The organism is Ruegeria sp. HKCCD7221 (assembly GCF_013031225.1).
GTDB lineage: Bacteria > Pseudomonadota > Alphaproteobacteria > Rhodobacterales > Rhodobacteraceae > Ruegeria.
In genome coordinates this window covers 80,181-105,776 of sequence record NZ_WPZE01000003.1, presented here as the reverse complement: position 1 = coordinate 105,776, position 25,596 = coordinate 80,181, and the positions used below count along the sequence as shown (strand labels likewise).

Here is a 25,596-nt window from a genome sequence, read left to right as displayed (position 1 = left end):
CCGCCTTGCATCTGGTTTAGTAGTTCGACAGCGTCTGAACGCAGGTCTTGGTCTCGGTGTTGTACATACCGCAGCCCAGTTCTTTCCAATCCGAGATCAAAACCGCCGATTCCGGCAGGAAGTCGGTCCAGGCATCACCCGGCACAACCTCGGTTTCGCTGATGATGTCGAACTGACCATCTTCCTGAATCTCACCGATCAGAACCGGTTTCGCCAAGTGGTGGTTCGGCAGCATAACCGCCGTGCCGCCAGTCAGGTTCGGGAATTCCTGCCCGTACATCGCGGCGCGTACGTCGTCGACCTCGGTCGAGCCAGCCTCAGTTGCGGCGTTCACCCACATGTTGAAGCCGATATAGTGCGCCTCCATCGGGTCATTGGTCACACGCTCGTCACCCATGGTGGCTTTCCATGTTTCAACGAATTCAGCGTTGGCTTCGGTATCGGCCGACTGGAAATAGTTCCACGCGGCCAGGTGACCGACCAGGTTCGCGGTATCCAGACCCGACAGTTCTTCTTCACCAACCGAGAAGGCCACGACAGGGATGTCATCCGCCGAAACGCCCGCAGCCGCCAGCTCTTTGTAGAAGCCGATATTCGCGTCACCGTTGATGGTCGAGATCACGCCGACTTTCTTGCCATCCGCGCCCAGCGCGACAACGTCCGCCACGATCTTGGACCAGTCGGAATGACCGAACGGGGTGTAGTTGACGAAGATATCCTCGTCCGCGATGCCTTTACCCTTCAGGTAGCTTTCCAGAATGTTGTTGGTGGTACGCGGGTACACATAGTCGGTGCCCAGCAGCGCGAATTTCTCGACTCCCAGCTCATCCAGGAAATAGTCAGTCGCAGGGATCGCCTGCTGGTTCGGCGCGGCGCCGGTATAGAAGACGTTTTTCGAGGATTCCTCGCCCTCATACTGAACCGGGTAGAACAGCAGGCCGTTCAGCTCTTCGATCACCGGCAGAACCGACTTACGGCTGACCGACGTCCAGTTGCCAAAGATCACATCCACCTCATGTACGGTCAGCAGCTCGCGCGCTTTTTCCGCGAAAAGCGGCCAGTCGGATGCGGGGTCAACGACCACGGCCTCAAGCTGTTTGCCCAGCAGGCCACCCTTGGCGTTTTGCTGGTCGATCAGCATCAGCATGGTGTCTTTCAGCGTGGTTTCCGAAATCGCCATGGTGCCCGACAGCGAGTGCAATACACCGACTTTGATCGTGTCTTCAGCAGACAGTGCAGCGGTCGCCATGGCGGCAAAGACAAGTGATCCGGCGAGCGTGGATTTGAGAGATGTCATATGATTCTCCTGGGCGGGGCCGGGAGAGAGGGCTTGCGCAGACGCGCACTCTTCTTCTACCTGATCCCCGCAACTGTTGTTGCGTTCCGTGTGGCGGTTGTGTCCGAGGTCCAATTCGCGCAGCCGTCACACACCCCCGGGTCATCTCCTCGGCGGGCACCCATACGGTTTCTGCATCGCCGAGAATTTAGCAAATGCAGGGCCCATCATTTTTCACAATCCGCCGTATCTGCCTGTTTTTTGACCAGCCGCCTGAGGTCGCGCCCAAAAATTAATCACGTACTGCGGAAAACCGACGAAAACCGACGTCGAAGAATAGAGTTCCGGCGCGCAAACGTTGAAACAAGCAGCATAACTTCTGGTTCCGCAGGTGCGCCATTACTCAACATGCCTCCATATTGCCCAAGCAAGACGCGATGCCGCCGCGCGCGAAGGGCGCGATTCGGCTAAGTGCAAAGCAATTGGGCGAAAAGTCGGTATTGGACGGTTTTCGCCAATCGGGGTCATTTAAGTGCCTGTTTCCCCGAACCGACAGGAACGCGCTGGACGCGGTGCTGCTGAACACCGCTGGCGGCATCACGGGAGGGGACGCATTCCGCTTTAGCGGCCACGCGGGCGATGGCACGACCCTGACCCTGACCACCCAAGCCTGCGAACGCGCGTACAAGGCCAAACCCGGCCCGTCAGGTCAGATCGTGAACCATCTCAGCGTCGCTCCGGGCGCGCGGCTGAACTGGCTACCGCAGGAAACCATTCTGTTCGACGGCAGCGCGCTGGATCGCCGGTTGCAGATCGACCTTGCCTCGGATGCCACCGCCCTGATGGTCGAACCCCTGATCTTTGGTCGCATGGCGATGGGCGAGACCCTGACCAATATCCGCCTGCGAGACCGAATTGAGATCGCGCGCGATGGCGCACCTCTGTTTACGGACGCGATGCAGTTCGACGGTGATCTGCACGCCCACCTGGCCAAGACACATGTCGCGGGCGGTGCGGGGGCGATGGCGCTGGTCGCCTTTGCCTCACCCACTGCCGAGGGTCAGATCGGCCCTATCCGCGAGATGCTGCCCTCCACCGCCGGAGCCTCGCTGATCCAAAGCGATCTGCTGGTCATCCGGGTGCTGGCCGAAGACAGCTTTACCCTCCGTCGAACACTGATGCCGGTGCTGCGGCGGCTGAACAATGACACGCTTCCCCGATGCTGGATGATCTGACATGAACCTGACCCCCCGTGAAAAAGACAAACTGCTGGTCGCCATGGCCGCCGAGGTCGCCCGCAAGCGATTGGCCCGAGGCGTCAAGCTGAACCACCCCGAGGCGATCGCGCTGATCACCGACGCGGTGGTCGAAGGCGCGCGCGATGGGCGCTCGGTTGCCGATATGATGCAGGCCGGAGCCGAAGTGATCACCCGCGCGCAATGCATGGAGGGCGTGCCCGAAATGATCCACGAGGTTCAGGTCGAAGCCACCTTTCCAGACGGCACCAAGCTGGTGACTGTCCACAATCCCATCCGCTAAAAAAGGAACACTGATATGACCCGTATGCTTTTCCCCGCCCTGATCCTTGCTGGCCCTGCGGCAGCCCATAACGGAACACATATCCACGCGCATGGCTCGGATTATGCGACTCTGGGCGTTGGTCTGGCCGTTGTCGCGCTGGCCGCCTTCGCGTTGATGGTAAAGCTGAACAAATGATCCCAGGCGAGCTGTTCCCGGCCAAGGGCGAGATCACCCTTAACGCAAGTGCCTCAGCCATCACCCTGATGGTCGCCAATACTGGTGACCGCCCGGTTCAGGTCGGCTCGCACTATCATTTCGCCGAAACCAACCCAGCGCTGGATTTCGACCGCGCCGCCGCACACGGGCTGCGTCTGGACATCGCCCCCGGCACCGCCGTCCGGTTCGAGCCCGGTCAGGCGCGCGAGGTCTCGCTGATCCCCATCGGGGGCGCGCGTAAGATCTATGGGTTCAATCAAAAGGTCATGGGGTCGCTCTGATGCCAGTAACAATCAAACGCTCTGACTATGCCGCCATGTTCGGCCCCACCACCGGCGACAGGCTGCGGTTGGCTGATACCGATCTAGTGATCGAGGTTGAACGCGACCTGACCGCCGAACGCGCGGGTGCCGCTGCTACCGGGGGCGCCGGCGACAACGCGCTGCTTTACGGCGAAGAGGTCAAGTTCGGCGGTGGCAAGGTGATCCGCGACGGGATGGGGCAGTCTCAGGCCACGCGGGCCGAAGGGGCCGTGGACACGGTCATCACCAATGCGCTGATCGTGGATCACTCGGGCATCTACAAGGCGGATGTGGGCCTGAAAGACGGGCGCATCGCCAAGATCGGCAAGGCCGGGAACCCCGACACGCAACCCGGCGTCGATATCATCATCGGCCCCGGCACCGAGGCTATTGCGGGCGAAGGGCGTATCCTGACCGCCGGGGGTTTCGACAGCCATATCCATTTTATCTGCCCACAACAGATCGAGGATGCGCTGCATTCCGGCCTGACCACCATGCTGGGCGGCGGCACTGGCCCTGCGCATGGGACGCTGGCCACCACCTGCACGCCGGGACCGTGGCATATCGGGCGGATGTTGCAGGCCGCCGACGCGTTTCCGATGAACCTGGCCTTTGCGGGCAAGGGCAACGCCTCGCTGCCCGCCGCGCTGGAGGAACAGATCAACGCAGGCGCCTGCGCCCTGAAACTACACGAGGATTGGGGCACCACCCCTGCCGCTATCGACTGCTGCCTGACGGTGGCCGACGCGATGGACGTGCAGGTCATGATCCACACCGATACGCTGAACGAATCCGGTTTTGTCGAGAACACCGTGGGGGCCATGAAAGGCCGGACGATTCACGCCTTCCACACCGAAGGCGCAGGCGGTGGTCACGCCCCCGATATCATCAAGATCTGCGGCGAGAACCACGTTCTGCCGTCTTCGACCAACCCGACGCGCCCCTTCACCGTGAACACTGTCGAAGAGCATCTGGATATGCTGATGGTGTGCCACCACCTCGACAAATCCATCCCCGAGGATGTGGCCTTTGCCGAAAGTCGCATCCGGCGCGAGACGATCGCGGCCGAGGATATCCTGCACGACATGGGCGCGTTCAGCATCATCGCCTCGGACAGTCAGGCTATGGGCCGTGTGGGTGAGGTTCTAATCCGCACATGGCAGACCGCTGACAAGATGAAGAAACAGCGCGGTCGCCTGCCCGAGGAAACCGGCGAGAACGACAATATGCGCGTGCGCCGATATATCGCCAAATACACCATCAACCCGGCGATTGCGCATGGCCTGAGCCATCAGATCGGCAGTATCGAGGAAGGCAAGCGCGCCGATCTGGTGCTGTGGAACCCGGCCTTTTTCGGGGTGAAGCCCGAGATGGTCTTGCTGGGCGGCACGATTGCCTGTGCGCAGATGGGCGACCCGAATGCCTCGATCCCGACGCCGCAGCCGGTCTATAGCCGGCCTATGTTTGGGGCCTATGGGCGCTCGGTCGAACATTCGGCGATCACTTTTGTCTCGGGCGCGGCGCAGGCGGCGGGGATTGGTGATACATTGGGGTTGGCCAAGCAAACCGTCGCGGTGCTAAACACCCGCAATATCGGCAAAAGCGACCTGTTGCTGAACAACGCCACGCCGCAGGTCGAGGTTGACCCCGAAACCTATGAGGTCCGCGCCGATGGCGAGTTGCTGACCTGCCAACCCGCCGAGGTTCTGCCCATGGCGCAACGCTATTTCATGTTCTGAGGCATGCTGCGTTGCAGCATATGCAGCGCAGCCATGACCAAACATCTACTACAAAACGAGGCCGACATGACACATCATGAAGACCAAGGGAGGACCAACAAATTTGAAGGTCCACATGGCACATTCAGCACCGCAATCCAGCCCGCGCGTTTCGCTACCCGGACTGATCGCATCCTTCGGGACGTCGATCTATTCGTTTCTTATCCGGATGGCAGACGCACAAACGCGCGTTCAGCAGATCAGATTTCTTCAATCCCTCAGCGACGAAGACTTGCGCAAGCTCGGGTTGACACGCGACCGGATCCCACACCGCGTCTTCGCGGATTCAATCTGGCTTTGACACGGCTTTTGGCAGGGGGGGCAACCGCATGACCGCCCTTCTCTGCACGGCACGGCAGTATTCCGACCATACGCATGGTGACCCCGCCGACCACCTGTCACTGACTTATGAAGACCGCTTTCTGCGCCGCAAGGTACTGACCTGTGAAAGCGGTGAGCAGATTCTGATTGATCTGTCACAAACAACCTCGCTAGATCATGGCGGTGCCCTGATCCTTGACGACGGGCGCGAGGTCGAAATTCAGGCCGCGCCAGAAGCGTTGCTGGAAGTCACGGCCCCCGACCTGACCCGCATCGCGTGGCATATCGGCAACCGCCACACACCCTGTCAGGTCGAAGCGGACCGCCTGCTGATCCAAATCGACCACGTCATCCGCGACATGTTGCTGAAAATCGGCGCAACGGTGCGTGAGGTTCAGGAACCCTTTACCCCCGAAGGCGGTGCTTATGGCCACGGCAGGACCCATGGCCACGCCCACTGACACAGATATCCTGACGCTGACCCAATGGCTCTCGCCTGCTTATCCGGTGGGAGGGTTCGCGTATTCGCACGGTCTGGAATGGGCGATCGAGTGCGGCAGCGTTGCCAACGCCGCCGACACAAAGGAGTGGGTTGCCGATGTGATCGAATACGGCTCTGGCCGGAATGACTGCATATTTCTTTCAGCCGCGTATTCGGCACAGACCACCACCTCCTTGTCCGAGGTGGATCAGGCTGCGCGCGCATTCTGCGCCTCGTCCGAGCGGTTGATGGAAACTCGACTGCTGGGAGAGGCGTTTTGCGGCATAACCGCAGATGTCTGGGCGGTGGAGCTGGGCACCCTGACCTACCCGGTCGCCGTGGGATACGCTGCACAGCGACAGGGCTTGCCGCTCGCCCTGACGGCCCAGATGTACCTGCAGGCCTTCATGTCCAATCTGGTCGCGTGTGCGACGCGTTTGGTACCGTTGGGTCAAACCGAAGGGCAGCGAATGATCCGCGACCTAACGCCTTTGTGTCAGCATATGGCGACGGGCGCTGTGACCTTGGGGCTGGATGATCTGGGGTCGACGGCGTTTCTGACAGATGTAGCGTCGATGAAACACGAAACTCAATATTCAAGGATGTTCCGAACATGAGCAAAATGAACGGCCCCCTGCGCGTGGGCATCGGTGGTCCTGTTGGCGCAGGCAAGACAACTCTGACCGCCGCCCTGTCCGAAGCGCTGCGCGACAGGGTATCCGTTGGCGTGATCACCAACGACATCTACACCCGCGAAGATGCCGAGGCGCTGATGCGGATGCAAATCCTGCCGCAGGACCGGATCATCGGCGTCGAAACCGGCGGCTGCCCGCATACGGCCATTCGCGAGGATGCCTCGATCAACCTTGCGGCTGTTGCCGAGATGCAGGCGCGTCACCCCGACGTCGAGGTCGTTCTGATCGAAAGCGGTGGCGACAACTTGTCTGCCACGTTCAGCCCGGAACTGGCGGACGTTACGCTCTATGTGATCGACGTGGCCGCGGGTGAAGAGATTCCGCGCAAAGGCGGTCCTGCGATCACCAAATCGGACGTCCTGATCATCAACAAGACCGATCTGGCCCCGCATGTTGGCGCGTCGCTGGAGGTGATGGACCGAGACGCAACAAAGATGCGCAACGGTCGCCCATTCGTGTTCACTTCGCTGCGGCATCGCAAGGGCGTGGATCAGGTCGTTGACCTGCTGGCGCAAATCGGGGGGCTGAATATTCCCGTCGCCGTGACCGAGGGGGCCGCCTAGCGCAGCCCCCTGGCAATGGAAGCTCATCGCGAGACTGCAGGCAAACTTTTCGACCTAGACAAAAGTGCCTTCGTCACTTCGTGTCCCTTGCTGTTTTAAACAACAAAAGAAAAACAAAAACCGACCCGATCGAGGTGGTAACAATACCCACTGGCAGTTCCTGAGGCGCAAGCAACAGGCGGCTGAGGATATCTGAACCGGTCAGCAAAGCCGCCCCGACGATGGCGGCAGCGGGCACAAGACGGTTGTGCAAAGGTCCAGCGATCCCACGTGCGATATGGGGCACCATGAGCCCCACAAAACCGATAACCCCCGCAACCGAAACAAAAACGGCGGTCGCAAGTGCCGCAACAAAAAACATGCGGAACCTCAATGCCTGTACCGGAACGCCCAGCGTCGCTGCCGTCAAGTCGCCGGTCAAAAGCGCATCCAGCCAGCGACTGCGCCACAGGGCATACATCAAGATCAGAAACATCCCGGCGCAGACCAGCGGAAATGTCTCCCATCGGGCCAGACCCAGTCCACCCAGCATCCAGAAGATGACCGAGTGCGCGGCGCGACTGTCGCCCGCAAATATCAGATAGTTCGTGATCGCCGAAAACAGAAACGAAACTGCCAACCCCGCAAGGATCAGCTTTTCCGGCGCACTGGTGCGCAACCCGTGAACCAGTGCCAGCACAATTCCCGACGCGACAAGCCCGCCACAAAATGCAGCCAGCGGCAGCGTCCAGAATCCCAGGATGTCGCCGGTCACCGTAATGACGAAAACCGCACCCGCCGCCGCACCCGACGAAAGGCCGAACAGGAAGGGATCAGCCAAGTCGTTGCGTGTTGTGGTCTGAAGCACTACGCCAACAACGCCCAGCCCTGCACCGATCACGGCCGCAAACAATGCACGCGGCAAGCGAAGGTCAAAGACAATGCGGTGCAGCGGCGACACCTCGCCATCCGCCATGCCGGTGCCCAGCATCACCGCATCCAACGCAACCGCGGCTGGAATTTGCGTCGTGCCGTAAATGGTCGAAACCAGCAAAAGGGCGGCCACAACAACCGCCCCCAGCAAGAGTGTCAGGCCAAAACGGCCCATATTAGTTCAGGCCCGGGTGCATCGCGTCGGCCATTTTCGAAATCGCCGCGATATTTGCGGGTCCGGGAGTCAGTTCTTCGTAACGTAGGCCAATCCAGCGCTCGTTCCTGACCGCGTCGGTCTGCGACATCACGGGGTGTTCCTGCAGAAACTTGAACGTGTCTTCCGCGCCGTTGCCGGTCTGATAATCCAGCAGCACCAGAAATTCGGGGTTCGAAGCTGCCACAGCTTCCCACGAGGTGCGGCCCCAGCTTGTGTCCATGTCATGAGTGACATTCGCACCACCAGCTGCAGCGATCATCGCGTCAGGGATGGCGAATTTACCTGCGGTAAAGGGCGCGTCGGCTGGTCCATCCAGCAGGAAAACACGGGGTTTTGGCAGGTCCGCAGTCTGCGCCTGGATCGCTGCCAGTTCCTCTTTCCAGCCGGAAACCAGAGCCTCGGCCTTGTCTTCAACATGCATGACCTTGCCCAGACGAAGCACATCATCAAACAACAGGTCCATGCTGGCCTCGGGACGGTCCTTGTCCAGATGCACACAGCTTTCCGTTAGGATCATTGTCTTGATGCCAAAGGGTTCCAGCGTGTCGGGCGTCACGTCGCCCCCCGGCTTCATCCCATAGTACCAACCCGCGAAGAACAGGTCAGGCTCTACCGCCACAAGGTTCTCAACAGTTGGGTATTTCGGCGCAAGCTCGGGGATGTCACCGCGCAGCGTGTCAAACTCGGGGCTGGTCTTGTACCAGCCGGTGATGCCGGTCAGACCCACGATCTTGTCCTGCAGACCCAACGCAAAGGCCATGTCGGTCATGTTCATATCATGCACAACCAGACGCTCGGGCTGGGTGTCGAACACCAGCGGCGCACCGCAATTATCAACCGTGACTTCGTGCGCGACGGCACCACCTGCCAAAACGGTGGTCAACGCCACAGACAAGATCTGTTTCATTCAGAAATATTCCTATTCATAAGTTGTTATCGAGGTTTTTCGGATATCCAGCGCCCGGATCACGCGCCCTTCGTGGTGAAAGCACAGGTAATCGACGCCAAACGTGTCACTAACCCTGTCCGGGGTCAGCACATCGGCGACCAGCCCAAAACCGGTCAGCCGTGTATCTTTCATCAATGCCACATGAGTGGCAAATTCTGGGATCATCACCAGATCATGCAGGATCATCACCACAGTGATACCCAGTTCAGCGACCAGCGAAAGCATCCGCCCCTTCGTGTCTGGATCCAGATGGTTGGTGGGTTCGTCCAGAAACAAAAGCGTAGGATTCTGGGCCAAAGCACGGGCGATATGCGCGCGCTGGCGTTCCCCCCCGGACAGAAAGGCCATCTTTTTTTCGGCCAAAGCACTAAGCCCGGTAAGGCTCAGGATTCTGACCAGATCCGCGGCGTGTTCCTCGGCAGAGCGGTCTGCACGGATCGGAATCTGGCCCAGCGCCACATAATCCCGCAACAGCAACCTGCCATCCGGGAACTCCTGCTGACTGACCACGGCGATCGTCCGCGCCCGATCCCGTGCGGACATCTGTTTCAGGCTGCGTCCGTTGACCAGAACATCACCCTGATTCACCTCGTGCGCGCCGCATAACAGATTCAAAAGCGTCGTCTTGCCTGCCCCGTTGGGCCCGGCAATTGCAAGGATTGCGCCATCGCATAATGTGAATGAGACCCCCTGCAGCAGTATATCGCCACTAAGAACCTGATGGGTCAGATCACGCGCAACCAAAATAGCTGGGTTGGTCATGGACACACCCCTTTTTGAATTTGGGGCATGCGGGACAGTGTCTTTGTGAACAGTTTTTCCGGACGCTCGGTCGCATTGGTCCAGCCATCTGCGCTGTTTTGGTATTGGTGGGCAAACTCAGTCAGTGCCTGGATATCCTGCGTATCAAGAATGTCACCAAAAAGGTACTGCGCTTTATCGACTGCCTGAAATCCAACAATCACAGGCCGCGCGCATCCAGCCATGCAATCGACCATGCGGATGGAAAAACCATTTGGCAAACGATCGAACAGCGCGTCGGACAAGCCCTGCGCGTGGGCCTCTCCCTGGCACGTTTTGCAGATGAGAAGAAAATGGTCAGGCGCTGACGGCATGGGTTCCTCCGCCAGCTTCAAAGCGCGGGCAGACAGTGCCGGAAATGTAAACACGATGTGCTCGTGCCATCAAAGCCTCCTTTCAGGACGCCCCGCCCCGAGTTGGTTAACATTTGATGGCAGGTCTCCTGACTTGCGGGTCGATGCTCGGCCATCCTTCCCGGCACTTGGGCCAGTGGGTTGTTGGCGTCGCTCACCGCTTACAGTTGCGGGGGCAGTCACGGACTTGGCGCCAAATGGCGGCCTCACCGTATTCCCTTTTCATCCCTTGGGCGCACCATCGGGAACCATCATCCGAACGAGTGCCCAAGATCACATGTCAGGTCAACGACAATATTGTGGCAGCCAATCAATTTTTGGCAGACGCAAAACCCCATTGACCAATCCAAAGTATAATTGTCCTACACCCCGCTTCGCGACCGCCATCCCGTGAGGCTGAAACCGGCAAACAAAACCGCGGCCACGCAGACGATTGAGGGACCCGCCGGTGTGTCAAACACATAAGCTGAGCGCAGTCCTGCTACGGCCGAGAAAGCCCCGATTGCCGCGGCAATCAATGCCATCGTTTCCGGAGATCGCGCCAGGCTGCGCGCGGCCGCCGCCGGAATGATCAGCATCGCGGCAATGAGCAACACGCCTACAACTTTGATCGCGACAGCAACCGTAACCGCCAGTGACAAAGTCAGGATCAACTGCTCGCGCTTGGGGTCGAACCCGGTGGCGTAGGCCAATTCTTCGTTCAGCGTAGCGGTCAGCAGTTGCGACCATCGCCATACGATCAACGCGACGACCAGCGCGGCCCCGCCCCAGATCACGACAAGATCGGTGCGCGAAACTGACAGTATGTCACCAAAAAGATAGGCCATCAGGTCGATGCGAATGCCCGACAAAAACGACACCGCGACAAGGCCAAAGGCAAGCGACGAATGCGCCATAACTCCAAGAAGGGTATCCATGGCATAACCGCGACCGGACAGCAATGTGACGGCCAACGCCATGATAAGCGCGACAACCAATGCGCCCAGAAAGACCGACATCTGGAAAGCCAGCGACAGCGCAACACCTAGGATCGCAGCATGAGCGGTGGCATCGCCAAAGTAAGCCATACGCCGCCAGACCACAAAACACCCAAGGGGGGCGGCTGCAATTGCCACGCCAATACCGGCGAGCGTTGCCCGCGTCATAAAATCATCAAGCATTATTCTGCCGCTTCGTGAGAGTGGTCGTGGTTGTGATCATGTTCGTGGCGATACAGGGCAAGCGCGCCACCGGTGCCTGTTCCAAACAGGGCGCGGTATTCTGGTGCCGAAGCAACCACGGCAGGCGACCCCTCGCAGCAGACATGACCATTGAGGCAGATCACCCTGTCCGAAGCACTCATCACAACGTGCAGCTCGTGGCTGATCATCAGGATGGCGCAACCGGTTTCCTGTCTCACCGCCTCGATCTGCTGGTAAAAACTGGCCGAGCCTCGCTGGTCTAGACCTTGCGTGGCTTCGTCCAGCAAAAGGATGTCGGGACGATTGATCAAAGCCCGCGCCAGCAATACGCGCTGAAACTGGCCCCCGGACAGTTGGGACATCTGGCGCTTCAAAAGATCCGGCACACCTGCCGCCGCCAGCGCCGCAGCGCAGTCATCTTTTGAAACACGGTGCGTCAGACGCATGAACCTTGCAACCGAGATCGGCAATGTCGGGTCAACATGCAGTTTTTGCGGCACATAGCCGATTTTCAGCCCAGGCTTCCGGGAAACATGGCCAGCAGAGGGATTTGTCGCACCGATGATGGCCCTAAGCAGACTGGTTTTGCCCGATCCGTTCGGGCCAACGATGGTGACGATCTCACCTGCCTCAATCGCCATATCCACATTTTGCAGAACGGTGTTCGCACCGTACCTTACGCTGAGTTTTTCAACGGTGATCAGGGTCATTTCTACGCCTTTTCGGTGCAGTCGGGGCAAAGCCCTTCGGCTTCTACAACCGTTCGTTCAATTTCGAAACCCGCCGCGCGTGCTGCAGCCCCCAAAACACCTTTGGCCGGAGTGGATTGCGCCTCGGCCACGGCGTCGCATTTTCGGCAGATCATGAAGGCCGGCGAATGAGAGGCCCCCGGGTGAGAACAGGCAACAAAGGCGTTCAGTCGCTCAATCTTATGCACGAACCCATTCTGAGCAAGAAAGTCGAGCGCACGATAGGCCACCGGAGGCTGTGACCCAAAGCCTTCCTCGCGCAATCGGTCGAGTATCGCGTACGCGCCCAGCGCGCGATGCTCTTGCAACAGCATTTCCAGAACCCTGCGACGGACTGGCGTCAGACGCAGTCCTTCTTCCTTGCACCGGTTTTCCGCCGCGGACAGCCCGGCCGCAACGCAAGTCTTGTGGTCATGCTTTTGGAACCCAACCGGGGCCGTATCTCCGGTTAATTCGAATTGCGTATCACTTGTCATGTTATTCCATATCATGTATGTCGCTCGCAATGTTATAAAATCACACAGAGGGTCTGATGTCCAGAAAGCTTCTCCCACTATCTATCACCGCTGCATTCATGGGCGGAACGGCCTTGGCGGATGTACCCAATGTCGCGGTCGACATCGCGCCAGTTCACTCGCTTGTGGCACGGGTTATGGAAGGTGTCGGAACGCCCGACCTGATCATCTCACAGGGTGCCTCGCCGCACGAATACAATCTGCGCCCCTCAGAAGCTGCTGCGCTGCAAATCGCCAACTTGGTATTTTGGATGGGTGAAGACCTGACACCGTGGATGGAAGGGGCCGTCGAGACTCTTGCCGACGGCGCAACCGTCACGACCCTGTTGGAAACGGATGGAACAATTCTTCTGGATTTCCGTGAGAACGCCCTGTTTGAAGCCCACGATCACGACGATCACGCCAAACATGACGACCATGACGACCATGCTGAAACCAAAGGCCATGACGATGAACATGCCCATGATGATCATGACCACGAAGGGCATGACGACCACGATGGTCACGCGCATGGGGACCATGACCCGCACGCCTGGTTGTCGCCAGAGAACGCAAATACGTGGCTGAATGTGATCGCCGCTCAACTATCTGCGGCTGATCCGGACAACGCCGGTACGTATTTCGCAAATGCTGCGGCGGCGCGCGAAGAAATGGCGGCCCTATCTGCTGAGATCGCCGAAACGCTCGAGCCGGTCCGAGGAGGCAGCTTTGTCGTCTTCCACGATGCCTACCAGTATTTTGAAAATGCGTTTGATTTTCCCGCCTCTGGCGCCATTTCGATCGGTGATGCATCCGACCCAAGCCCGGCCCGCATTGCTGAAATTCAGGCGCGCATCAAGGACGAAGGCGTGAAATGCGTTCTGGCCGAACCGCAGTTCAATCCTGGGATCGTCGAGGTTGTGATGGATGGTGCCGACGCCAATACCGCAGTGATCGACCCGCTCGGCTCTGATCTTGAGCCCGGAGCGGCGCTTTACTCCCAAGTCATTCGCAACATGGCGCAAACACTGGCCGATTGCCTTTGATCCCCTGCCCGGCCGAAGTTCAAAATTCGGCCGGGTTGAACGTCAGCGGCATCGCAAGTGAGTGTTTGCCCAAGTTCCGAGTGATCGCGATCCGCTGACGTTTTCAAATTCGCCCTAAAACCGAACGAAAGACCGACGGCCTTAGCCCCAATCCGCAAACATCCACGAGGCGCTTGTGGTTTACATTTTCTTATCGTTACGTTATTACATTTTATTATCTAAATTGCGACCTCCCACCCCACGCCAACATGTTGCGAACCCGTCGCCCCATACCCACCACAAAAGAAGAAGTGTTTTTAAGCTATGACTGATACCCGCCTTCCCGTTACTGTCCTGTCCGGTTTTCTTGGAGCTGGCAAAACAACCCTGCTGAACCGGGTTCTCGATAATCGCGAAGGCCGTCGTGTCGCCGTCATCGTTAATGATATGTCCGAAGTGAATATCGACGCTGATTTGGTTCGGGCCGAAACGGAGCTCAGCCGGACCGATGAATCTCTGGTTGAAATGTCAAATGGCTGTATCTGCTGCACCCTGCGCGATGAACTGCTGGCCGAGGTCCGGCGACTGGCTGCGGAAGGTCGGTTTGATTATCTCCTGATTGAATCCACTGGTATCTCAGAACCCCTGCCCGTCGCGGCGACTTTTGATTTTCGCGATGAAGACGGTGAAAGCCTGTCTGACGTGGCCCGCCTTGACACGATGGTCACCGTGGTTGACGCGGTGAATCTGCTTAACGACTACTCCAGCCACGACTTCCTTCACCACCGTGGCGAGACCCTTGGCGACGAGGACGATCGCACTCTGGTGCATCTACTGACCGACCAGATCGAATTTGCCGACGTTGTCATCCTGAACAAGGTTGCTGATGCCGGGCCCGAACGCACCGATGCAGCGCGCAAGATCATCCGTAGCCTCAATGCGGATGCAAAAATCATCGAAACGAACCAATCCGAGGTTTCCAGTGATGCCATTCTGGACACTGGCCTTTTCGATTTCGAAAAGGCGCATCAGCACCCCATGTGGGTCAAGGAGCTTTATGGTTTTGCCGACCACGTGCCGGAAACCGAAGAGTATGGCGTTTCGTCCTATGTTTTTCGCGCCAGACAACCCTTTGAGCCCGAGAAAATCCTGACGCTGCTGAATGGCGATTTGCCCGGTGTGATCCGCGCGAAAGGTCATTTCTGGATTGCAACCCGTCCCGATTGGGTGGCTGAGTTTTCCCTTGCAGGCGCTCTGTCCAGCGTGAAGCCAATCGGAACTTGGTGGGCGTCCGTGCCCGATACCAGATGGCCTGATCACCCGTCAGTGCTTGACTAAATCAAACAACACTGGGTCGAGCCTTGGGGCGATCGGCGGCAAGAGATTGTGTTTATCGGTGCAGGTATCGACTGGCCACCCCTCAAGTCCCGTCTTGAATCCTGCCTGCTATCTCAGGCCGTTGCGCCCGGGCCGGATGCCCTTCCATCTGACTTGCCTGACCCGTTTCCGCTGTGGCGCCGAGTGGAGGATGCCGCATGACCTATCATCGCACCGACCTGAACGGCGCAGCCGTCGGAGTGGGCGTATCGGATAAGCCGGACGGATTGGCCAAAATCGAAATGCCGGGGTGCGCGGCGACTATCTGGCGCCGTCAACTTGCGCCGGAATTTCAGGCATGGATCAACACCCTGGACCCATTGCATCTGCCCAAAGCGCGGCTAGTCCTACGCCCTCAGGCCGTTCCGGACGTCCTGTGTCACTTGTGCAACATGGCGGGGATGGACGAAGGTGCAGAACGCACTTGGTTAGAAAATGACATCTCGGACCTCGCCACGCGGTTTGCCGAGATGATGCGCGCACCCTATCTTCGACTTCGCCTAGACGCGATCAACACCAATGCCTGCAGGAAATTCCACATAGATGCCTTATACGCGCGCCTGATCTGCACCTATCGCGGGACAGGCACGCAATACGGTGTTTCAAGGGATGGCCTTGATCCAGACCGCGTGTTTACCGTGGCAACCGGTGCCCCCATAGTTATGCGTCGCACGCTTTGGCCACAGAACCCTCCGTCAGGGTTACTGCATCGCTCGCCACCAATTGCGGGAACAGGTGAGACCCGCCTTGTTCTGGTGCTCGATCCCATTTTTGACATCGAGGAAGACGTCTGATGCCGCGAAATCTTGGCCAGACAAGACTGAGAAAGCGCCGCCGCGCCGAAAATCCGATGCGCGAGTTTGACCGCCTGCCTCCGGTCTTGCGTGCGTGGGTATCTCAGGCCGCGTTGCCTTGGCGTCCACGATCAGTCCTTCGTGCCTATCAGAAAGCGCTGGCCCATACAGGTGATCATGGCCGTGCCCTAGAGGAACTGGGCCGCCTTGAAGCCTTGCAACTTGCCAAAGATAGCAAAGGCGCAGCATTAGCATGATATGTTTGGACCTCACCGAAAACGATCTGAAAGGGCGACTTCCTCGCCCGTCAAACCAGCCCCCATAATCTCACGGTGTCCGGAGTTGAACAGCCTGTAGACTTTCGCAAGGTTGTGCAGTTGAACCGAATACGTGTAAGCGTCGTGATCACGACACTACAATGATTTGGGCGCGCCTTGGGCAACGACAATAATGATAATCCGGTGGATGACTTACTGCGCGCCCGTCTGCGCATTCCAGTTGGAGCAGACTTTAGGTTAAGGGTCTTGCGGTACCTGATGGAGGGCGTTGACTGGATCAACCGCACCACGACTGGTCAGGCTTTCTTTGCCCTGAAAGAAACCGAAGAGATATTGTCGGAGCTTGGTGAACGCACCGGGCCAGAGTTGGTGCGCGCGGTTTTGCAGATGAACCACGGAACCACGATACGCGCGCACGGGCTTGAGAATATTCCGACCCAAGGCCCGGTCGTCATCGCCTCGACCCATCCGATCGGGACCTTCGATTTTCTTGCCCATGCGGGGGCATTGCAGGACCATCGCGCGGACCTGAAGGTTGTCGCCGGGCGCGAAGCTGAAAGGTTTTTGGGCCGCGATCTGATCGTCCCGGTGGATCTGGATCAAAAGGACAGGGTTTTGACGGCCCGACAGACCCGTGCCGGAATGTTGCAACACCTTAAGAAAGACGGCGCCCTGCTCGTGTTCGGCTCTGGCCGGGTTCCGTATTTGAAAGGTGACCGTCTGGTCGAACCTCCCTGGAGGACCGGGGTAACCCGTGTTTCAGCAGAGGCCGGGGCGCCAATCGTTCCCGCATCGGCAAACATGCGCAACTCTCGGCACTACTACCGGACGCGCCGTCTGGCTGGGGTCCTGAGTGGGGGCAACGACGAGTTTGGGCGCAAAGTCGCGTCTCTGCGATACGTGTCAGAGCTGATTGCTAAGCTTGGCGGCTCATATGATGTCTATTACGGCCCGGTTCAGCAAGCAGGCACCGCACCCGACATTCTGAAAAGACTGTCCGAAGGGTTGGTTCCCGACCTCTATGACCAATAGTGGCGCTTAGCTTTTCCCGGCCTTATAAATCCTGGTCCTTTGCCCGGTCGCGCTCCTGCAGCGCGCGGATGCGCATTCGTTGCGCCGCCTGGATATGAGCGCGCATTTCAGATTCTGCCGCAGCACCGTCGCGTGCTTTCAACGCGACCATTATGCGCCGGTGTTCCGCCACGGCTGACGCGGCCCGTTCACTGTCCAAAAGCTGTGAGGGTCCCAGAATCAACAACGCCTTCTGCAAGGACAATGTGGATTTCGTCAGAAATCTGTTCTTTGCCGCATCCAACAACGTGGCGTGGAAAATCTTGTTGATCCGCACGGCATCCGGCCCTGTGCCTGCCTCGGCCAGCCGGTCATTGAGAACGTCCAGCTCATCCAACTCAATGTCAGAGGCAGCCCGCGCAGCAAGTCGCGCCGCAGTCCCTTCAAGCACTGCGCGCATCTCATACAGCTCCATCACTTCGGCATAGTCGAGGCTGCGGACCGTCGCGCCCAGACGCGGAACATGCGTAACCAGCCCATCCGCCTCTAGCTGTCGGATCGCTTCCCGCACAGGGGTGCGGCTAACGCCCAGCCGTTCCGACAGCTCTATCTCGCGCAGACGATCCCCCGGCAGCAAAGCCCCTGCGCGAATTTCATCCAGCAGGGATTGATAGGCAGAGCTGCCCTGCGGTCCGGGCTTAATCTGATCGTCCTGAATGCTCATAACGCCTGTACTTGCATGCTGCGTCCAATTGTATACATTTGGATACAAAATGAGTCAATGCCGATGGAACACGAGAGTTGGCCAATCAAGACATTTTTCATTCTCTGCTGATGAAGCGGTTCGTGACCGCTGGCCTTGCGGTTCTTGGCACAGGGGTCTTTTGGGTTTTGGGCCTGCCGCTGCCGTTTTTGTTCGGCCCGATGACAGCTTGCCTGATGGCTGCTCTGGCCCATGCGCCGATGGAAGGCTTCGGACAGGTTTCTGTTGCGGCGCGGACAATTCTGGGTGTTGCAGTCGGCGCGTCGATCACCCCCAGCCTGTTTGCCGAACTGCCCAAAATGGCGGCCTCGATCATGCTGATCCCGTTGTTCATCCTCCTGATCGCCCTGATTGGTGTGCCGTTCTTTCGCAAGCTATGGGGGTTTGACACCACAACCGCATTCTATGCCGCCATGCCCGGTGGCCTTCAGGACATGATCATTTTCGGCACCGAAGCCGGGGCCAACCCGCGTACCTTGTCCCTGATCCACGGTACGCGCGTTCTGATCATCGTGACGTTGGCCCCTATTTTCCTGACAGTTTTCTACGATGCGGACCTGACAAACCCCATTGGACAACCCGCCAGCGAGTTACCCATCCACGAGGTTCTGCTAATGGTTCTGGCCGCGGTTGTAGGCTGGAAAGGGGGTGAGAGGATTGGGTTGTTCGGCGCGTCCATTCTGGGCCCCATGATTTTGACAGCCGCGTTGTCGTTGGGCGATTTCATACACTCGCGCCCCCCACGCGAGGCTATCTTGGCGGCGCAGTTCTTTATCGGCTGCACCATCGGGGTGAAATTCGTTGGCGTCACTTGGCGAGAGCTTCAGCGCGTTGTCGCCGCCGGTTTCGCCTATGTCGTAGTGCTTGCGGTCTTGGCGGCAGGGTTCACAGCCATCGTTACCACTTTGGGATTGGGGCGTCCGGTCGAAGCATTCCTTGCTTTCGCACCCGGCGGACAGGCGGAAATGACGGTGCTGGCGATTGTATCAGGCGCGGATCTGGGGTTTGTCATCACGCACCACCTGACGCGAATTGTGCTGGTCATCATTGGCGCGCCGATTGCCGCAAACCTAATCCTGCGATTGTCCAAACCGAAGGACTACCCCTGATTTGTAATCGTTTCGCCTTGGGTCAGCACTTGGTTCAGTGGGCCCGCCGGATGACGAGGTTTTCAGGCTTAAACAACAAGCCAACTTGCGGGGTCGGGCATTGGCCGCCGCCACAGATTTAACGAATCTCGATTATGTGGCATTCTCTGGATTGGGCGCTAATAGGCCAACCCATTTTGGTCAGGCGCCCACGCTTTGGGAGGAGCCAGATATGAACTTGAGACCTGATCCCACTTTTCACGCAACCCCTAAACTTGCAATGGAGGCTCCGGCGGAAACGCTAGCCTTTACTTTGATGCTCAGTCCGGACGGTTCGAAACCGGATGGGTTAGCAGTTATCGACGTTGATCCGAATTCCAAAACCTACAGCAAGATTGTTCACAAACTCATTATGCCCAACAAAGGTGATGAGTTTCATCATTTCGGGTGGAACGCTTGCTCGTCTGCGCTGTCCCCTCTGACCGGGCACGCCTTTCTTGAGCGCAGGTACCTGATCATTCCCGGCATTCGATCCTCACGCATCTACGTGATCGACGTCAAAGAGCCGCTCAAGGCGAAAATCCACAAGATCATCGAACCCGAAGAGGTGTTTGCCAAGACAGGATACTCGCGCCCGCATACAATCCATTGCGGCCCCGAAGGTATCTATGTCTCGACGCTTGGGGGTGGTGGCAAAGACGGCACAGACGGACCACCCGGCATTTTCATCATGGATTGTGAAAGCTTCGAAATCCTCGGCCGATACGAGATGGACCGGGGTGAGCAAACCAAGCACTACGACTTCTGGTGGAACCTTCCGCGCGATTACATGGTGAGCTCGGAATGGGGCCTGCCCCCACAATTCGAAAACGGGATCGTGGCCGAGGATTTACTGTCCAACAAATACGGTCACAAAATTCACTTCTGGAACCTGCGCGAACGCCGCAACGTCCAGACCATCGACCTTGGCGAAAACCACCAGATGGCGCTGGAAATCCGGCCTGCGCATGATCCGGCAAAAGATTATGGGTTCTGCGGGGTCGTTGTGGATACGACCAATCTGCAGGGTTCGATTTTCACGTGGTGGCAGAAGGACGATGGCACGTTCGAGGCGAAGAAAACGATCACGATCGACCCCCGGCCAGAAAAGGCCGAAAACCTTCCACCCCTGTTGCAGGGGTTCGAGGCCGTGCCGCCACTGGTCACCGACATCGACCTGAGCCTGGATGACAAGTACCTTTACGTCGCATGTTGGGGTCAGGGTGAAATGCACCAATATGATGTATCCGACCCAATGAAACCCAAACTGACTGGCAAGGTCGAGCTGGGCGGGATTGCGCGTGGGACGAAACACCCCAACGGCAAGGCTTTTGCCTATGGTCCACAGATGGTCGAAATCAGTCGTGACGGCAAGCGGGTCTACTGGACCAATTCGTTGTATTCGACATGGGACGACCAGTTCTACCCCGATGACGATGGCGGCCAGATGGTGATGGCCAATGTCGGCGAAAATGGCGGTTTGGAGCTGGACAAGGACTTCTATGTCACTTTTCCAAAGGGGTATCGCAGCCACCAGATCCGCCTAGAGGGCGGCGATTGTTCAACCGACAGTTTCTGCTACCCGTCTGTCTGACACGTGGACGGATTAGATACGGCAGCAGCTCTTTGGTGGGCTGTTGTCGCTTCGGGCATATATCACGGGGTCAACCCCGGTATGGGTTGGCCCTTGGCGGTGTCTGCGGCACTGATGGACAAAAGCGGCAACAGTCTGCTCAAGGCGCTGCTCGCCTTGGCAACCGGGCATCTTCTGGCGATGGCCGCGATACTGTTTCCCTTTACCGCATTGCTGTTTCTGGCCGAGTGGCAGCGGGAAATCCAGATTGCCGCGTCGTGCCTTGTGATTGGCCTGGGCCTTTACCTGCTTTTCAATCGCCGCCACCCGCGCTTCCTTGCGCGCGTGCTTCCGACAAGGCTTGTGCTGTGGTCATTTCTGGCTGCGATGGCGCACGGAGCGGGCCTGATGCTGGTTCCGATCTATCTGGGAATCTGCCGAACAGTTGCCACTAATGCAGGTCACGCAGCCGCGTCTGACCTGATGACCGGAAATGCCGGAGTTGCCGTTGCTGTTGCCCTTGCCCACACCATAGCCATGACTGTTTCCGGTGGCCTGCTTGCCTTTGGCGTCTATCATTGGCTGGGCCTCAGGTTTCTGTCGAAAAGCTGGTTCAATCTGGATCTGGTTTGGGCACTTAGCCTGATCCTAGTGGGGTCATTATCGCTGATATTCATCCACTAAGTTGCCCAACCTTTTGCAACTCAACGATCTGAACTTGGTATGGTTCTCCGCGGAGATGAGCGAATGCCCTGCCCTCTCGATGACCAAAAACGGATTTATGGCGTCTCGACCTGCGCGGGCTGAAAACACCGGACGCAGTTACTACTTTGTCGGTTCAGCAGACGAACGGCTGAATTCGTAGTAGGCCGTATTTTGGAAACAAGCCCAAATTAACGGCTTTGGACAAAGCGCATCCTGAGGTAAGTTGTGACCAGTTGTAAGATTTTCGATTTTCGCGTTTTTTGGCCGTGTGCGTAACGCCTTGAGACAGACAGGATTTTTTGTTTGAAGCACAAATTCAAGATATTGGCAGGATTGGCGGTGCTGTCTTTCGTCTGCGCCTTTTTGTTTCAATTGCATCGTAACTTTACTGACCCAGAGTTGGCGCTGGGTACAAGATGCAAAATCCTTTGGCACGACGCAGGGTATCGGGTTCCGTTTCGCAGAACCGAAGAACGTCACATCAGCCACGAAGGCTTCCTGATCAGTATCGGGTTACAAGACCCTTCGGGAACTGAATTGGACCCCGGTTTTTGCGCATATGATCCGTTTTCGGACACCCTGAAACTGGTTGAGATGCGCAATGGCTAAGTTCCACGAGCGAACATCGTAGGCTGCATCCGTTTTGGTTGACTAAGGGGGGGCACCGCAACGGCTGTGAGTGCGTGGTACGTTAGCTGCGGGCCGCACCCCCTTATCCTACCGAACTCCCCTCAGCGGACGATCTCGCCACGCTATCCGGCAGGATTGCCGAATATGTGGCTGATGCCCGGCGATATGGCTTGCGCCCCGCCGCCAAATTTATACGCAGTTTTGCCAACACCGGTACGCATGGGCGCGGCGTGATTGGACGGGAACTCATAAAATTTTGGCGCAACCTCGCAAGCCTCAGGCGACCGGACGAACCACTTAACAATAAGTGAAGTCGCAAGCGCAAAGAGGGGTTCGAGATGAACAAAAGACCGTCGCTATCATTGCTTATTGTCTTGGCTGTAACCGGCATCGCGTCAGCCATAGGAGGCCCCTTTGTCGGAGTTTCAGCATTTTTTGGCATCGTCCTGATAAGCGCCATCATCGTCGGTGGACGCTCAGAGAAACGCAGCCTTGCGGCCCAACGCGCCTGACGACCCGTGCAGAACCATACATCGTACGTTTGTGGCGGCTTACTGGTCGTGGCAGCCTCATAAGCTAGGCAGAAACAATGCCAAGCCGGGGAACGCGATCAGTAGAACCACCAACAAGATCGAGCAGAAAATAAACGGGAAAGCTGATGTATAGATTTCGCGCATTGTGGTACCCGGCGGCGCGACGCCTTTCATAACAAACAGCAACAACCCGAATGGCGGGGTGGTGAAGCTGATTTCAAGCGAAAGCAACATGATCAGGCCGAACCAGATGGGATCGAACCCAAGCGTCTGCGCCAGCGGAAAGAAGATTGGCACGGTCAGCAACATGATCGAGATCTGCTCCATGAACATGCCAAGCAGCAGCAAGACAGCGAACATCACGGTCAGCATGGCCAACGGGGCAAGTTCAAATGCGATGGCCCAGTTCACCAATCCTCGTGACGCTCCGGAAAATGCCAAAAGCTGACTGAACGTGGCCGAGCCAAAGACAATCAGATAGGCCATCAGCGTAACCTTGAGGGCACCGATGACCGACTTTTTGATAGCCTTCCACGATAGGCAGCGGAATATGGCGGCCAGGATCAACACGCCCAATGCGCCAAATGCTGCCGCCTCGGACGGGGTGACAAAACCTTTAATCATCAAGATGATGATCACGACCATGACGCCAACCATCGGCACGACCTCGGTCATGAGCAGTTTCAGGCGGTATGCCAAAGACATAGGCTCCACGTCGTAGGCCGGAGCCGCGTTGGGGTCCAACCGTGTTTGGAGCCAGATCGTACCAATATAAAAGAAGGCGAGTATCAGGCCCGGAATAACGCCCGCGATCAGCAAGGCCGCCACGTCTATCTGTGCGAGCGTGGCCAGAAGAACGGCAAGCGCCGAGGGCGGTATGATGATCGCCAAGCCACCCGTTCCCAATATTGGTCCAATGCTCATATACGACTTGTAACCGCGGCGGTTCATTTCAGGCACCATCAGCGACCCCAAAAGCGCGGTTGAGCCCATTGACGACCCCGACAACGTGGAAAACGCGGTGCCGCCCAGAACCGTTACGTAGCTCAGCCGCCCCGGCAGGCGGCCCAACAGCTTATCTATCGCGCTGAACATGCGCCCACCTAACCCGGTGTGAAAGAAGATCTCTCCCATCAACAGAAACAGCGGGATTGGCATCAGCGCATATTTGGTCAACGCGCCCAGCCCGTTGTTTAGCAGTTGCGTAACCCCCCGTTCACCCCCCATGAAAATCCAGGCGCCCAGAATGTTGGCCGCAAGAAACGCCAGCGCAACAGGCATTCCAATGGCCATCAGGAACACTATTGACCCAAGCAGCAGGGCAAGCGCTTCGTACCATTCCATTATTCGTGTATCCCTGCTTCTCCGCTGTGCATCAGCTCGGGTCCGAAGACAAAGCGCGAAAATTCAACCGCCATCATTCCAAACGAAAGCGGAAAGGCGATCGTCAGCATCCATCGGGGGAAATAGTAAGCGCGGGTGTCATAGTCCCCGCGTTCGATATTCGTCAGGACCAAGTCGGCCCCTTGCCAGGCAAGGATGAGGCAGACCAGAACACAGGCGGCAGCCACCGAACGGCTGACTATCCGGCGCAAACCAGTCGGCAGCGCTGCCGTCACCAGTTCGATGTGGACATGGCCCTTTTCCCGTACCAGCCAAGGCGCGCCCAGCATGGTCATGTACAACAGCCCGTATTCTGCAGACGTAAACAGCCAAGCAAAGGGTTGCAGCCCGGCATTTCGCATCAGAACTGACGTGATGACGGATAGCATCAGCCAAACCAGCAAAAGACCAGCGATTATGGCCATGCCAAACAGCACTGCATCATAGATCCTTTTCATCATCCCGCCTGCTTTGCCCCAGAAATGTTATAGGCCCGTCCAACCAGAACGGGCCTGTCTTTGGACTTAGTTTGCAGCGTCGAGATCGTAGAACAGCTCGATCAGGCGATCATAGTTATCAGTGCCGCCGGGCTGTTCGGCCATCAGACCTTTCATACGCTCCCACGTCTTTTCGCGGGCCGCTGCAAGGTAGTTTGCCTTTGCTTCCCCTTCCAGACTGACAACTGTCATTCCCGCTGCATCAAGGGCCGCAAAGTCTTCGTCGCGTTTGCTGCGAAGGGCTTCAACACTGTCTTTTTCGTGTTGGATCGCGACGTCTTGCAGGATCGTGCGCGCTTCTTCAGACAACGAGTTCCAACGGTCGAGGTTCACGATGACACCAAGATCGGTCGAGAAGAAGCATGGCTCGATACGAAAGTTCAGGAACTCGTTCCATTTCAGGTCAATCAGGCCAATCTGGGTCCAGCCCGTCGCATCAACAACACCACGTTGCAGCGCCGAGTAAACCTCGCCAGTTGGCAGGTCGATCACCTGTGCGCCAAGGTAGTTTGTGAAAAAGGCGTTGTAGACGTTGTTGCCGCGCAGCTTCAGCCCTTCGACTTCCAGATTGCCGTCGGCATCAAAGCTGGGCTCGTTACGGGTCCAAAGGTTGTAGCAGACGCCGCTGTCGAACCAACCAAGGTACTTCAGGCCCATTTTGTCCTGATGAATTTGGTCGATCAGTTCTGTTCCGCCATTTTCGCGGGTTTCAATAGCGGTCAGGTTCGAGGCGACCATCGCGTCTTTTTCGGGCAGCGCGCCACCATAGAACGAGCCTGGGGTATAAACCATGTCGACGACACCGTCGCGAACCGCATCGGGTTGTTGGAACATGCCAATGGCTTCCGGACCGCCGCGCACGTCTATCTGGATGACTCCTTTGCCCGCTTCGTTAACTTTGTCGACAAAGTCCAGAAAGCTCTGGGTGTAAATCAGCGTTTCGGGAAAAGCGTGAACGGCCGAGATGGTTTCTTCGGCTCTGGCCGTTCCGGCGACGATTACGGCCCCTGCCAACAGGGCAGCCAATGAGTTCATTTTCATAAGTCTTCCTCCACTTGTTGAAGGGGCATTTTTTGGTCTCACCCCATTTC

The 25,596-nt window shown here is 57.7% G+C and carries 30 protein-coding genes, 1 pseudogene and 1 riboswitch; of the genes and pseudogenes, 19 read left to right on the top strand and 12 right to left on the bottom strand.

All coding sequences use genetic code 11. From position 1 onward, the window contains the following. Nucleotides 1-16 precede the first annotated feature (16 nt). On the bottom strand, nucleotides 17-1,297 hold the full coding sequence (gene urtA / locus GOX73_RS09605) for an urea ABC transporter substrate-binding protein (protein ID WP_171126269.1): 1,281 nt from the start codon (nucleotides 1,295-1,297) through the stop codon (nucleotides 17-19). A gap of 416 nt (nucleotides 1,298-1,713) precedes the next feature. On the opposite strand from urtA, the gene GOX73_RS09600 reads away from it, so the two are divergent. The 9 genes from GOX73_RS09600 to ureG all read left to right on the top strand — a co-directional run bounded on the left by GOX73_RS09600 (nucleotide 1,714) and on the right by ureG (nucleotide 7,153). After that, nucleotides 1,714-2,511 carry an urease accessory protein UreD gene (locus tag GOX73_RS09600; protein ID WP_171126292.1) on the top strand — a complete coding sequence of 266 codons (798 nt, stop codon included), beginning with the start codon at nucleotides 1,714-1,716 and terminating at the stop codon, nucleotides 2,509-2,511. A gap of 1 nt (nucleotide 2,512) precedes the next feature. Beyond that, nucleotides 2,513-2,815, top strand: coding sequence for an urease subunit gamma (locus GOX73_RS09595; RefSeq protein ID WP_152460019.1), 303 nt, complete (start codon nucleotides 2,513-2,515; stop codon nucleotides 2,813-2,815). A 15-nt stretch (nucleotides 2,816-2,830) separates the two neighbouring features. Then, entirely contained in the window at nucleotides 2,831-2,992 is a 162-nt protein-coding gene (locus GOX73_RS09590; protein WP_171123792.1) for a peptidase M23, read from the top strand. Further along, nucleotides 2,989-3,294: an urease subunit beta gene (locus GOX73_RS09585; protein WP_171123794.1), complete on the top strand. Its 306-nt coding sequence runs from the start codon at nucleotides 2,989-2,991 to the stop codon at nucleotides 3,292-3,294. Before GOX73_RS09590 ends, GOX73_RS09585 begins: the two co-directional genes overlap by 4 nt. Beyond that, a complete protein-coding gene (gene ureC / locus GOX73_RS09580; protein WP_171126270.1) occupies nucleotides 3,294-5,054 on the top strand; it encodes an urease subunit alpha in 1,761 nt (586 codons plus the stop codon). Before GOX73_RS09585 ends, ureC begins: the two co-directional genes overlap by 1 nt. Nucleotides 5,055-5,169: 115 nt before the next feature. Next, nucleotides 5,170-5,394, top strand: a complete 225-nt coding sequence (locus GOX73_RS09575) for a hypothetical protein (RefSeq protein WP_171126271.1) — start codon at nucleotides 5,170-5,172, stop codon at nucleotides 5,392-5,394. Between the two features lie 28 nt (nucleotides 5,395-5,422). Continuing rightward, complete coding sequence (locus GOX73_RS09570; protein ID WP_171123801.1) at nucleotides 5,423-5,875, top strand: urease accessory protein UreE; 453 nt, start codon at nucleotides 5,423-5,425, stop codon at nucleotides 5,873-5,875. Then, nucleotides 5,841-6,512 (top strand): urease accessory protein UreF, encoded by a 672-nt coding sequence (locus GOX73_RS09565; protein ID WP_254429160.1) that lies wholly within the window; start codon nucleotides 5,841-5,843, stop codon nucleotides 6,510-6,512. Before GOX73_RS09570 ends, GOX73_RS09565 begins: the two co-directional genes overlap by 35 nt. Further along, nucleotides 6,509-7,153, top strand: a complete 645-nt coding sequence (ureG, locus tag GOX73_RS09560) for an urease accessory protein UreG (RefSeq protein ID WP_171123803.1) — start codon at nucleotides 6,509-6,511, stop codon at nucleotides 7,151-7,153. The genes GOX73_RS09565 and ureG overlap by 4 nt, the downstream gene beginning before the upstream one ends. A 73-nt stretch (nucleotides 7,154-7,226) precedes the next feature. On the opposite strand, the gene GOX73_RS09555 is transcribed toward ureG, so the two are convergent. From GOX73_RS09555 to GOX73_RS09525, 7 genes are all read right to left on the bottom strand, one after another. Further along, on the bottom strand, nucleotides 7,227-8,240 hold the full coding sequence (locus GOX73_RS09555; protein WP_171126272.1) for an iron ABC transporter permease: 1,014 nt from the start codon (nucleotides 8,238-8,240) through the stop codon (nucleotides 7,227-7,229). A gap of 1 nt (nucleotide 8,241) precedes the next feature. After that, a complete protein-coding gene (locus GOX73_RS09550) occupies nucleotides 8,242-9,189 on the bottom strand; it encodes an ABC transporter substrate-binding protein (protein ID WP_171126273.1) in 948 nt (315 codons plus the stop codon). Nucleotides 9,190-9,201: 12 nt separating this feature from the next. Continuing rightward, complete coding sequence (locus tag GOX73_RS09545) at nucleotides 9,202-9,993, bottom strand: ABC transporter ATP-binding protein (RefSeq protein WP_171126274.1); 792 nt, start codon at nucleotides 9,991-9,993, stop codon at nucleotides 9,202-9,204. Continuing rightward, nucleotides 9,990-10,346, bottom strand: a complete 357-nt coding sequence (locus GOX73_RS09540) for a DUF1636 family protein (protein ID WP_171126294.1) — start codon at nucleotides 10,344-10,346, stop codon at nucleotides 9,990-9,992. Before GOX73_RS09540 ends, GOX73_RS09545 begins: the two co-directional genes overlap by 4 nt. A 100-nt stretch (nucleotides 10,347-10,446) precedes the next feature. Beyond that, nucleotides 10,447-10,653: riboswitch (cobalamin riboswitch) on the bottom strand. Nucleotides 10,654-10,747: 94 nt separating this feature from the next. After that, nucleotides 10,748-11,545, bottom strand: a complete 798-nt coding sequence (locus tag GOX73_RS09535; RefSeq protein ID WP_171123813.1) for an iron chelate uptake ABC transporter family permease subunit — start codon at nucleotides 11,543-11,545, stop codon at nucleotides 10,748-10,750. Beyond that, on the bottom strand, nucleotides 11,545-12,276 hold the full coding sequence (locus GOX73_RS09530) for a metal ABC transporter ATP-binding protein (RefSeq protein WP_171126275.1): 732 nt from the start codon (nucleotides 12,274-12,276) through the stop codon (nucleotides 11,545-11,547). The genes GOX73_RS09535 and GOX73_RS09530 overlap by 1 nt, the downstream gene beginning before the upstream one ends. Before the next feature lie 2 nt (nucleotides 12,277-12,278). Beyond that, nucleotides 12,279-12,791 carry a Fur family transcriptional regulator gene (locus tag GOX73_RS09525; RefSeq protein ID WP_171126276.1) on the bottom strand — a complete coding sequence of 171 codons (513 nt, stop codon included), beginning with the start codon at nucleotides 12,789-12,791 and terminating at the stop codon, nucleotides 12,279-12,281. Nucleotides 12,792-12,847: 56 nt separating this feature from the next. Here GOX73_RS09525 and GOX73_RS09520 point away from each other — a divergent pair, with 56 nt between their 5' ends. From GOX73_RS09520 to GOX73_RS09500, 5 genes and pseudogenes are all read left to right on the top strand, one after another. Beyond that, entirely contained in the window at nucleotides 12,848-13,855 is a 1,008-nt protein-coding gene (locus tag GOX73_RS09520; protein ID WP_171126277.1) for a zinc ABC transporter substrate-binding protein, read from the top strand. A gap of 303 nt (nucleotides 13,856-14,158) precedes the next feature. Continuing rightward, nucleotides 14,159-15,373, top strand: a pseudogene (locus GOX73_RS09515) (GTP-binding protein). After that, entirely contained in the window at nucleotides 15,370-16,005 is a 636-nt protein-coding gene (locus GOX73_RS09510; RefSeq protein ID WP_171126278.1) for a DUF1826 domain-containing protein, read from the top strand. The pseudogene GOX73_RS09515 and the gene GOX73_RS09510 overlap by 4 nt, the downstream one beginning before the upstream one ends. After that, on the top strand, nucleotides 16,005-16,262 hold the full coding sequence (locus GOX73_RS09505; protein ID WP_171123824.1) for a DUF6525 family protein: 258 nt from the start codon (nucleotides 16,005-16,007) through the stop codon (nucleotides 16,260-16,262). Before GOX73_RS09510 ends, GOX73_RS09505 begins: the two co-directional genes overlap by 1 nt. A 204-nt stretch (nucleotides 16,263-16,466) precedes the next feature. Next, nucleotides 16,467-17,315, top strand: a complete 849-nt coding sequence (locus GOX73_RS09500; protein WP_171126279.1) for a 1-acyl-sn-glycerol-3-phosphate acyltransferase — start codon at nucleotides 16,467-16,469, stop codon at nucleotides 17,313-17,315. 22 nt (nucleotides 17,316-17,337) lie between these two features. Here the strand turns inward: GOX73_RS09500 and GOX73_RS09495 are convergent, their stop codons facing one another. Then, complete coding sequence (locus GOX73_RS09495; RefSeq protein ID WP_171127136.1) at nucleotides 17,338-18,018, bottom strand: GntR family transcriptional regulator; 681 nt, start codon at nucleotides 18,016-18,018, stop codon at nucleotides 17,338-17,340. Nucleotides 18,019-18,128: 110 nt separating this feature from the next. Here GOX73_RS09495 and GOX73_RS09490 point away from each other — a divergent pair, with 110 nt between their 5' ends. The 5 genes from GOX73_RS09490 (at nucleotide 18,129) to GOX73_RS09470 (ending at nucleotide 22,604) form a co-directional block, all read left to right on the top strand. Beyond that, on the top strand, nucleotides 18,129-19,166 hold the full coding sequence (locus tag GOX73_RS09490) for an AbrB family transcriptional regulator (RefSeq protein WP_171127139.1): 1,038 nt from the start codon (nucleotides 18,129-18,131) through the stop codon (nucleotides 19,164-19,166). Between the two features lie 211 nt (nucleotides 19,167-19,377). Next, a complete protein-coding gene (locus GOX73_RS09485) occupies nucleotides 19,378-20,778 on the top strand; it encodes a selenium-binding protein SBP56-related protein (protein WP_171127135.1) in 1,401 nt (466 codons plus the stop codon). Nucleotides 20,779-20,781: 3 nt separating this feature from the next. Further along, nucleotides 20,782-21,441, top strand: coding sequence for a hypothetical protein (locus tag GOX73_RS09480; RefSeq protein ID WP_171127134.1), 660 nt, complete (start codon nucleotides 20,782-20,784; stop codon nucleotides 21,439-21,441). A 324-nt stretch (nucleotides 21,442-21,765) separates the two neighbouring features. Beyond that, nucleotides 21,766-22,071: a hypothetical protein gene (locus GOX73_RS09475; protein ID WP_171127133.1), complete on the top strand. Its 306-nt coding sequence runs from the start codon at nucleotides 21,766-21,768 to the stop codon at nucleotides 22,069-22,071. 359 nt (nucleotides 22,072-22,430) lie between these two features. Continuing rightward, entirely contained in the window at nucleotides 22,431-22,604 is a 174-nt protein-coding gene (locus GOX73_RS09470) for a hypothetical protein (RefSeq protein ID WP_171127132.1), read from the top strand. 57 nt (nucleotides 22,605-22,661) lie between these two features. Here the strand turns inward: GOX73_RS09470 and GOX73_RS09465 are convergent, their stop codons facing one another. From GOX73_RS09465 to dctP, 3 genes are all read right to left on the bottom strand, one after another. Next, nucleotides 22,662-23,969 (bottom strand): TRAP transporter large permease, encoded by a 1,308-nt coding sequence (locus GOX73_RS09465; protein WP_171127131.1) that lies wholly within the window; start codon nucleotides 23,967-23,969, stop codon nucleotides 22,662-22,664. Then, nucleotides 23,969-24,466 carry a TRAP transporter small permease gene (locus GOX73_RS09460; RefSeq protein WP_371808582.1) on the bottom strand — a complete coding sequence of 166 codons (498 nt, stop codon included), beginning with the start codon at nucleotides 24,464-24,466 and terminating at the stop codon, nucleotides 23,969-23,971. The genes GOX73_RS09465 and GOX73_RS09460 overlap by 1 nt, the downstream gene beginning before the upstream one ends. Before the next feature lie 66 nt (nucleotides 24,467-24,532). Further along, nucleotides 24,533-25,540, bottom strand: coding sequence for a TRAP transporter substrate-binding protein DctP (dctP, locus tag GOX73_RS09455; RefSeq protein ID WP_171127138.1), 1,008 nt, complete (start codon nucleotides 25,538-25,540; stop codon nucleotides 24,533-24,535). Nucleotides 25,541-25,596: the final 56 nt, after the last annotated feature.

Bases quoted from the DNA above. Each gene is read 5' to 3' on its own strand.
- urtA (WP_171126269.1), bottom strand. From the start codon at position 1,297: ATGACATCTCTCAAATCCACGCTCGCCGGATCACTTGTCTTTGCCGCC.
- GOX73_RS09600 (WP_171126292.1), top strand. From the start codon at position 1,714: ATGCCGCCGCGCGCGAAGGGCGCGATTCGGCTAAGTGCAAAGCAATTG.
- GOX73_RS09595 (WP_152460019.1), top strand. From the start codon at position 2,513: ATGAACCTGACCCCCCGTGAAAAAGACAAACTGCTGGTCGCCATGGCC.
- GOX73_RS09590 (WP_171123792.1), top strand. From the start codon at position 2,831: ATGACCCGTATGCTTTTCCCCGCCCTGATCCTTGCTGGCCCTGCGGCA.
- GOX73_RS09585 (WP_171123794.1), top strand. From the start codon at position 2,989: ATGATCCCAGGCGAGCTGTTCCCGGCCAAGGGCGAGATCACCCTTAAC.
- ureC (WP_171126270.1), top strand. From the start codon at position 3,294: ATGCCAGTAACAATCAAACGCTCTGACTATGCCGCCATGTTCGGCCCC.
- GOX73_RS09575 (WP_171126271.1), top strand. From the start codon at position 5,170: ATGGCACATTCAGCACCGCAATCCAGCCCGCGCGTTTCGCTACCCGGA.
- GOX73_RS09570 (WP_171123801.1), top strand. From the start codon at position 5,423: ATGACCGCCCTTCTCTGCACGGCACGGCAGTATTCCGACCATACGCAT.
- GOX73_RS09565 (WP_254429160.1), top strand. From the start codon at position 5,841: ATGGCCACGGCAGGACCCATGGCCACGCCCACTGACACAGATATCCTG.
- ureG (WP_171123803.1), top strand. From the start codon at position 6,509: ATGAGCAAAATGAACGGCCCCCTGCGCGTGGGCATCGGTGGTCCTGTT.
- GOX73_RS09555 (WP_171126272.1), bottom strand. From the start codon at position 8,240: ATGGGCCGTTTTGGCCTGACACTCTTGCTGGGGGCGGTTGTTGTGGCC.
- GOX73_RS09550 (WP_171126273.1), bottom strand. From the start codon at position 9,189: ATGAAACAGATCTTGTCTGTGGCGTTGACCACCGTTTTGGCAGGTGGT.
- GOX73_RS09545 (WP_171126274.1), bottom strand. From the start codon at position 9,993: ATGACCAACCCAGCTATTTTGGTTGCGCGTGATCTGACCCATCAGGTT.
- GOX73_RS09540 (WP_171126294.1), bottom strand. From the start codon at position 10,346: ATGCCGTCAGCGCCTGACCATTTTCTTCTCATCTGCAAAACGTGCCAG.
- GOX73_RS09535 (WP_171123813.1), bottom strand. From the start codon at position 11,545: ATGCTTGATGATTTTATGACGCGGGCAACGCTCGCCGGTATTGGCGTG.
- GOX73_RS09530 (WP_171126275.1), bottom strand. From the start codon at position 12,276: ATGACCCTGATCACCGTTGAAAAACTCAGCGTAAGGTACGGTGCGAAC.
- GOX73_RS09525 (WP_171126276.1), bottom strand. From the start codon at position 12,791: ATGACAAGTGATACGCAATTCGAATTAACCGGAGATACGGCCCCGGTT.
- GOX73_RS09520 (WP_171126277.1), top strand. From the start codon at position 12,848: ATGTCCAGAAAGCTTCTCCCACTATCTATCACCGCTGCATTCATGGGC.
- GOX73_RS09510 (WP_171126278.1), top strand. From the start codon at position 15,370: ATGACCTATCATCGCACCGACCTGAACGGCGCAGCCGTCGGAGTGGGC.
- GOX73_RS09505 (WP_171123824.1), top strand. From the start codon at position 16,005: ATGCCGCGAAATCTTGGCCAGACAAGACTGAGAAAGCGCCGCCGCGCC.
- GOX73_RS09495 (WP_171127136.1), bottom strand. From the start codon at position 18,018: ATGAGCATTCAGGACGATCAGATTAAGCCCGGACCGCAGGGCAGCTCT.
- GOX73_RS09490 (WP_171127139.1), top strand. From the start codon at position 18,129: ATGAAGCGGTTCGTGACCGCTGGCCTTGCGGTTCTTGGCACAGGGGTC.
- GOX73_RS09485 (WP_171127135.1), top strand. From the start codon at position 19,378: ATGAACTTGAGACCTGATCCCACTTTTCACGCAACCCCTAAACTTGCA.
- GOX73_RS09470 (WP_171127132.1), top strand. From the start codon at position 22,431: ATGAACAAAAGACCGTCGCTATCATTGCTTATTGTCTTGGCTGTAACC.
- GOX73_RS09465 (WP_171127131.1), bottom strand. From the start codon at position 23,969: ATGGAATGGTACGAAGCGCTTGCCCTGCTGCTTGGGTCAATAGTGTTC.
- GOX73_RS09460 (WP_371808582.1), bottom strand. From the start codon at position 24,466: ATGAAAAGGATCTATGATGCAGTGCTGTTTGGCATGGCCATAATCGCT.
- dctP (WP_171127138.1), bottom strand. From the start codon at position 25,540: ATGAACTCATTGGCTGCCCTGTTGGCAGGGGCCGTAATCGTCGCCGGA.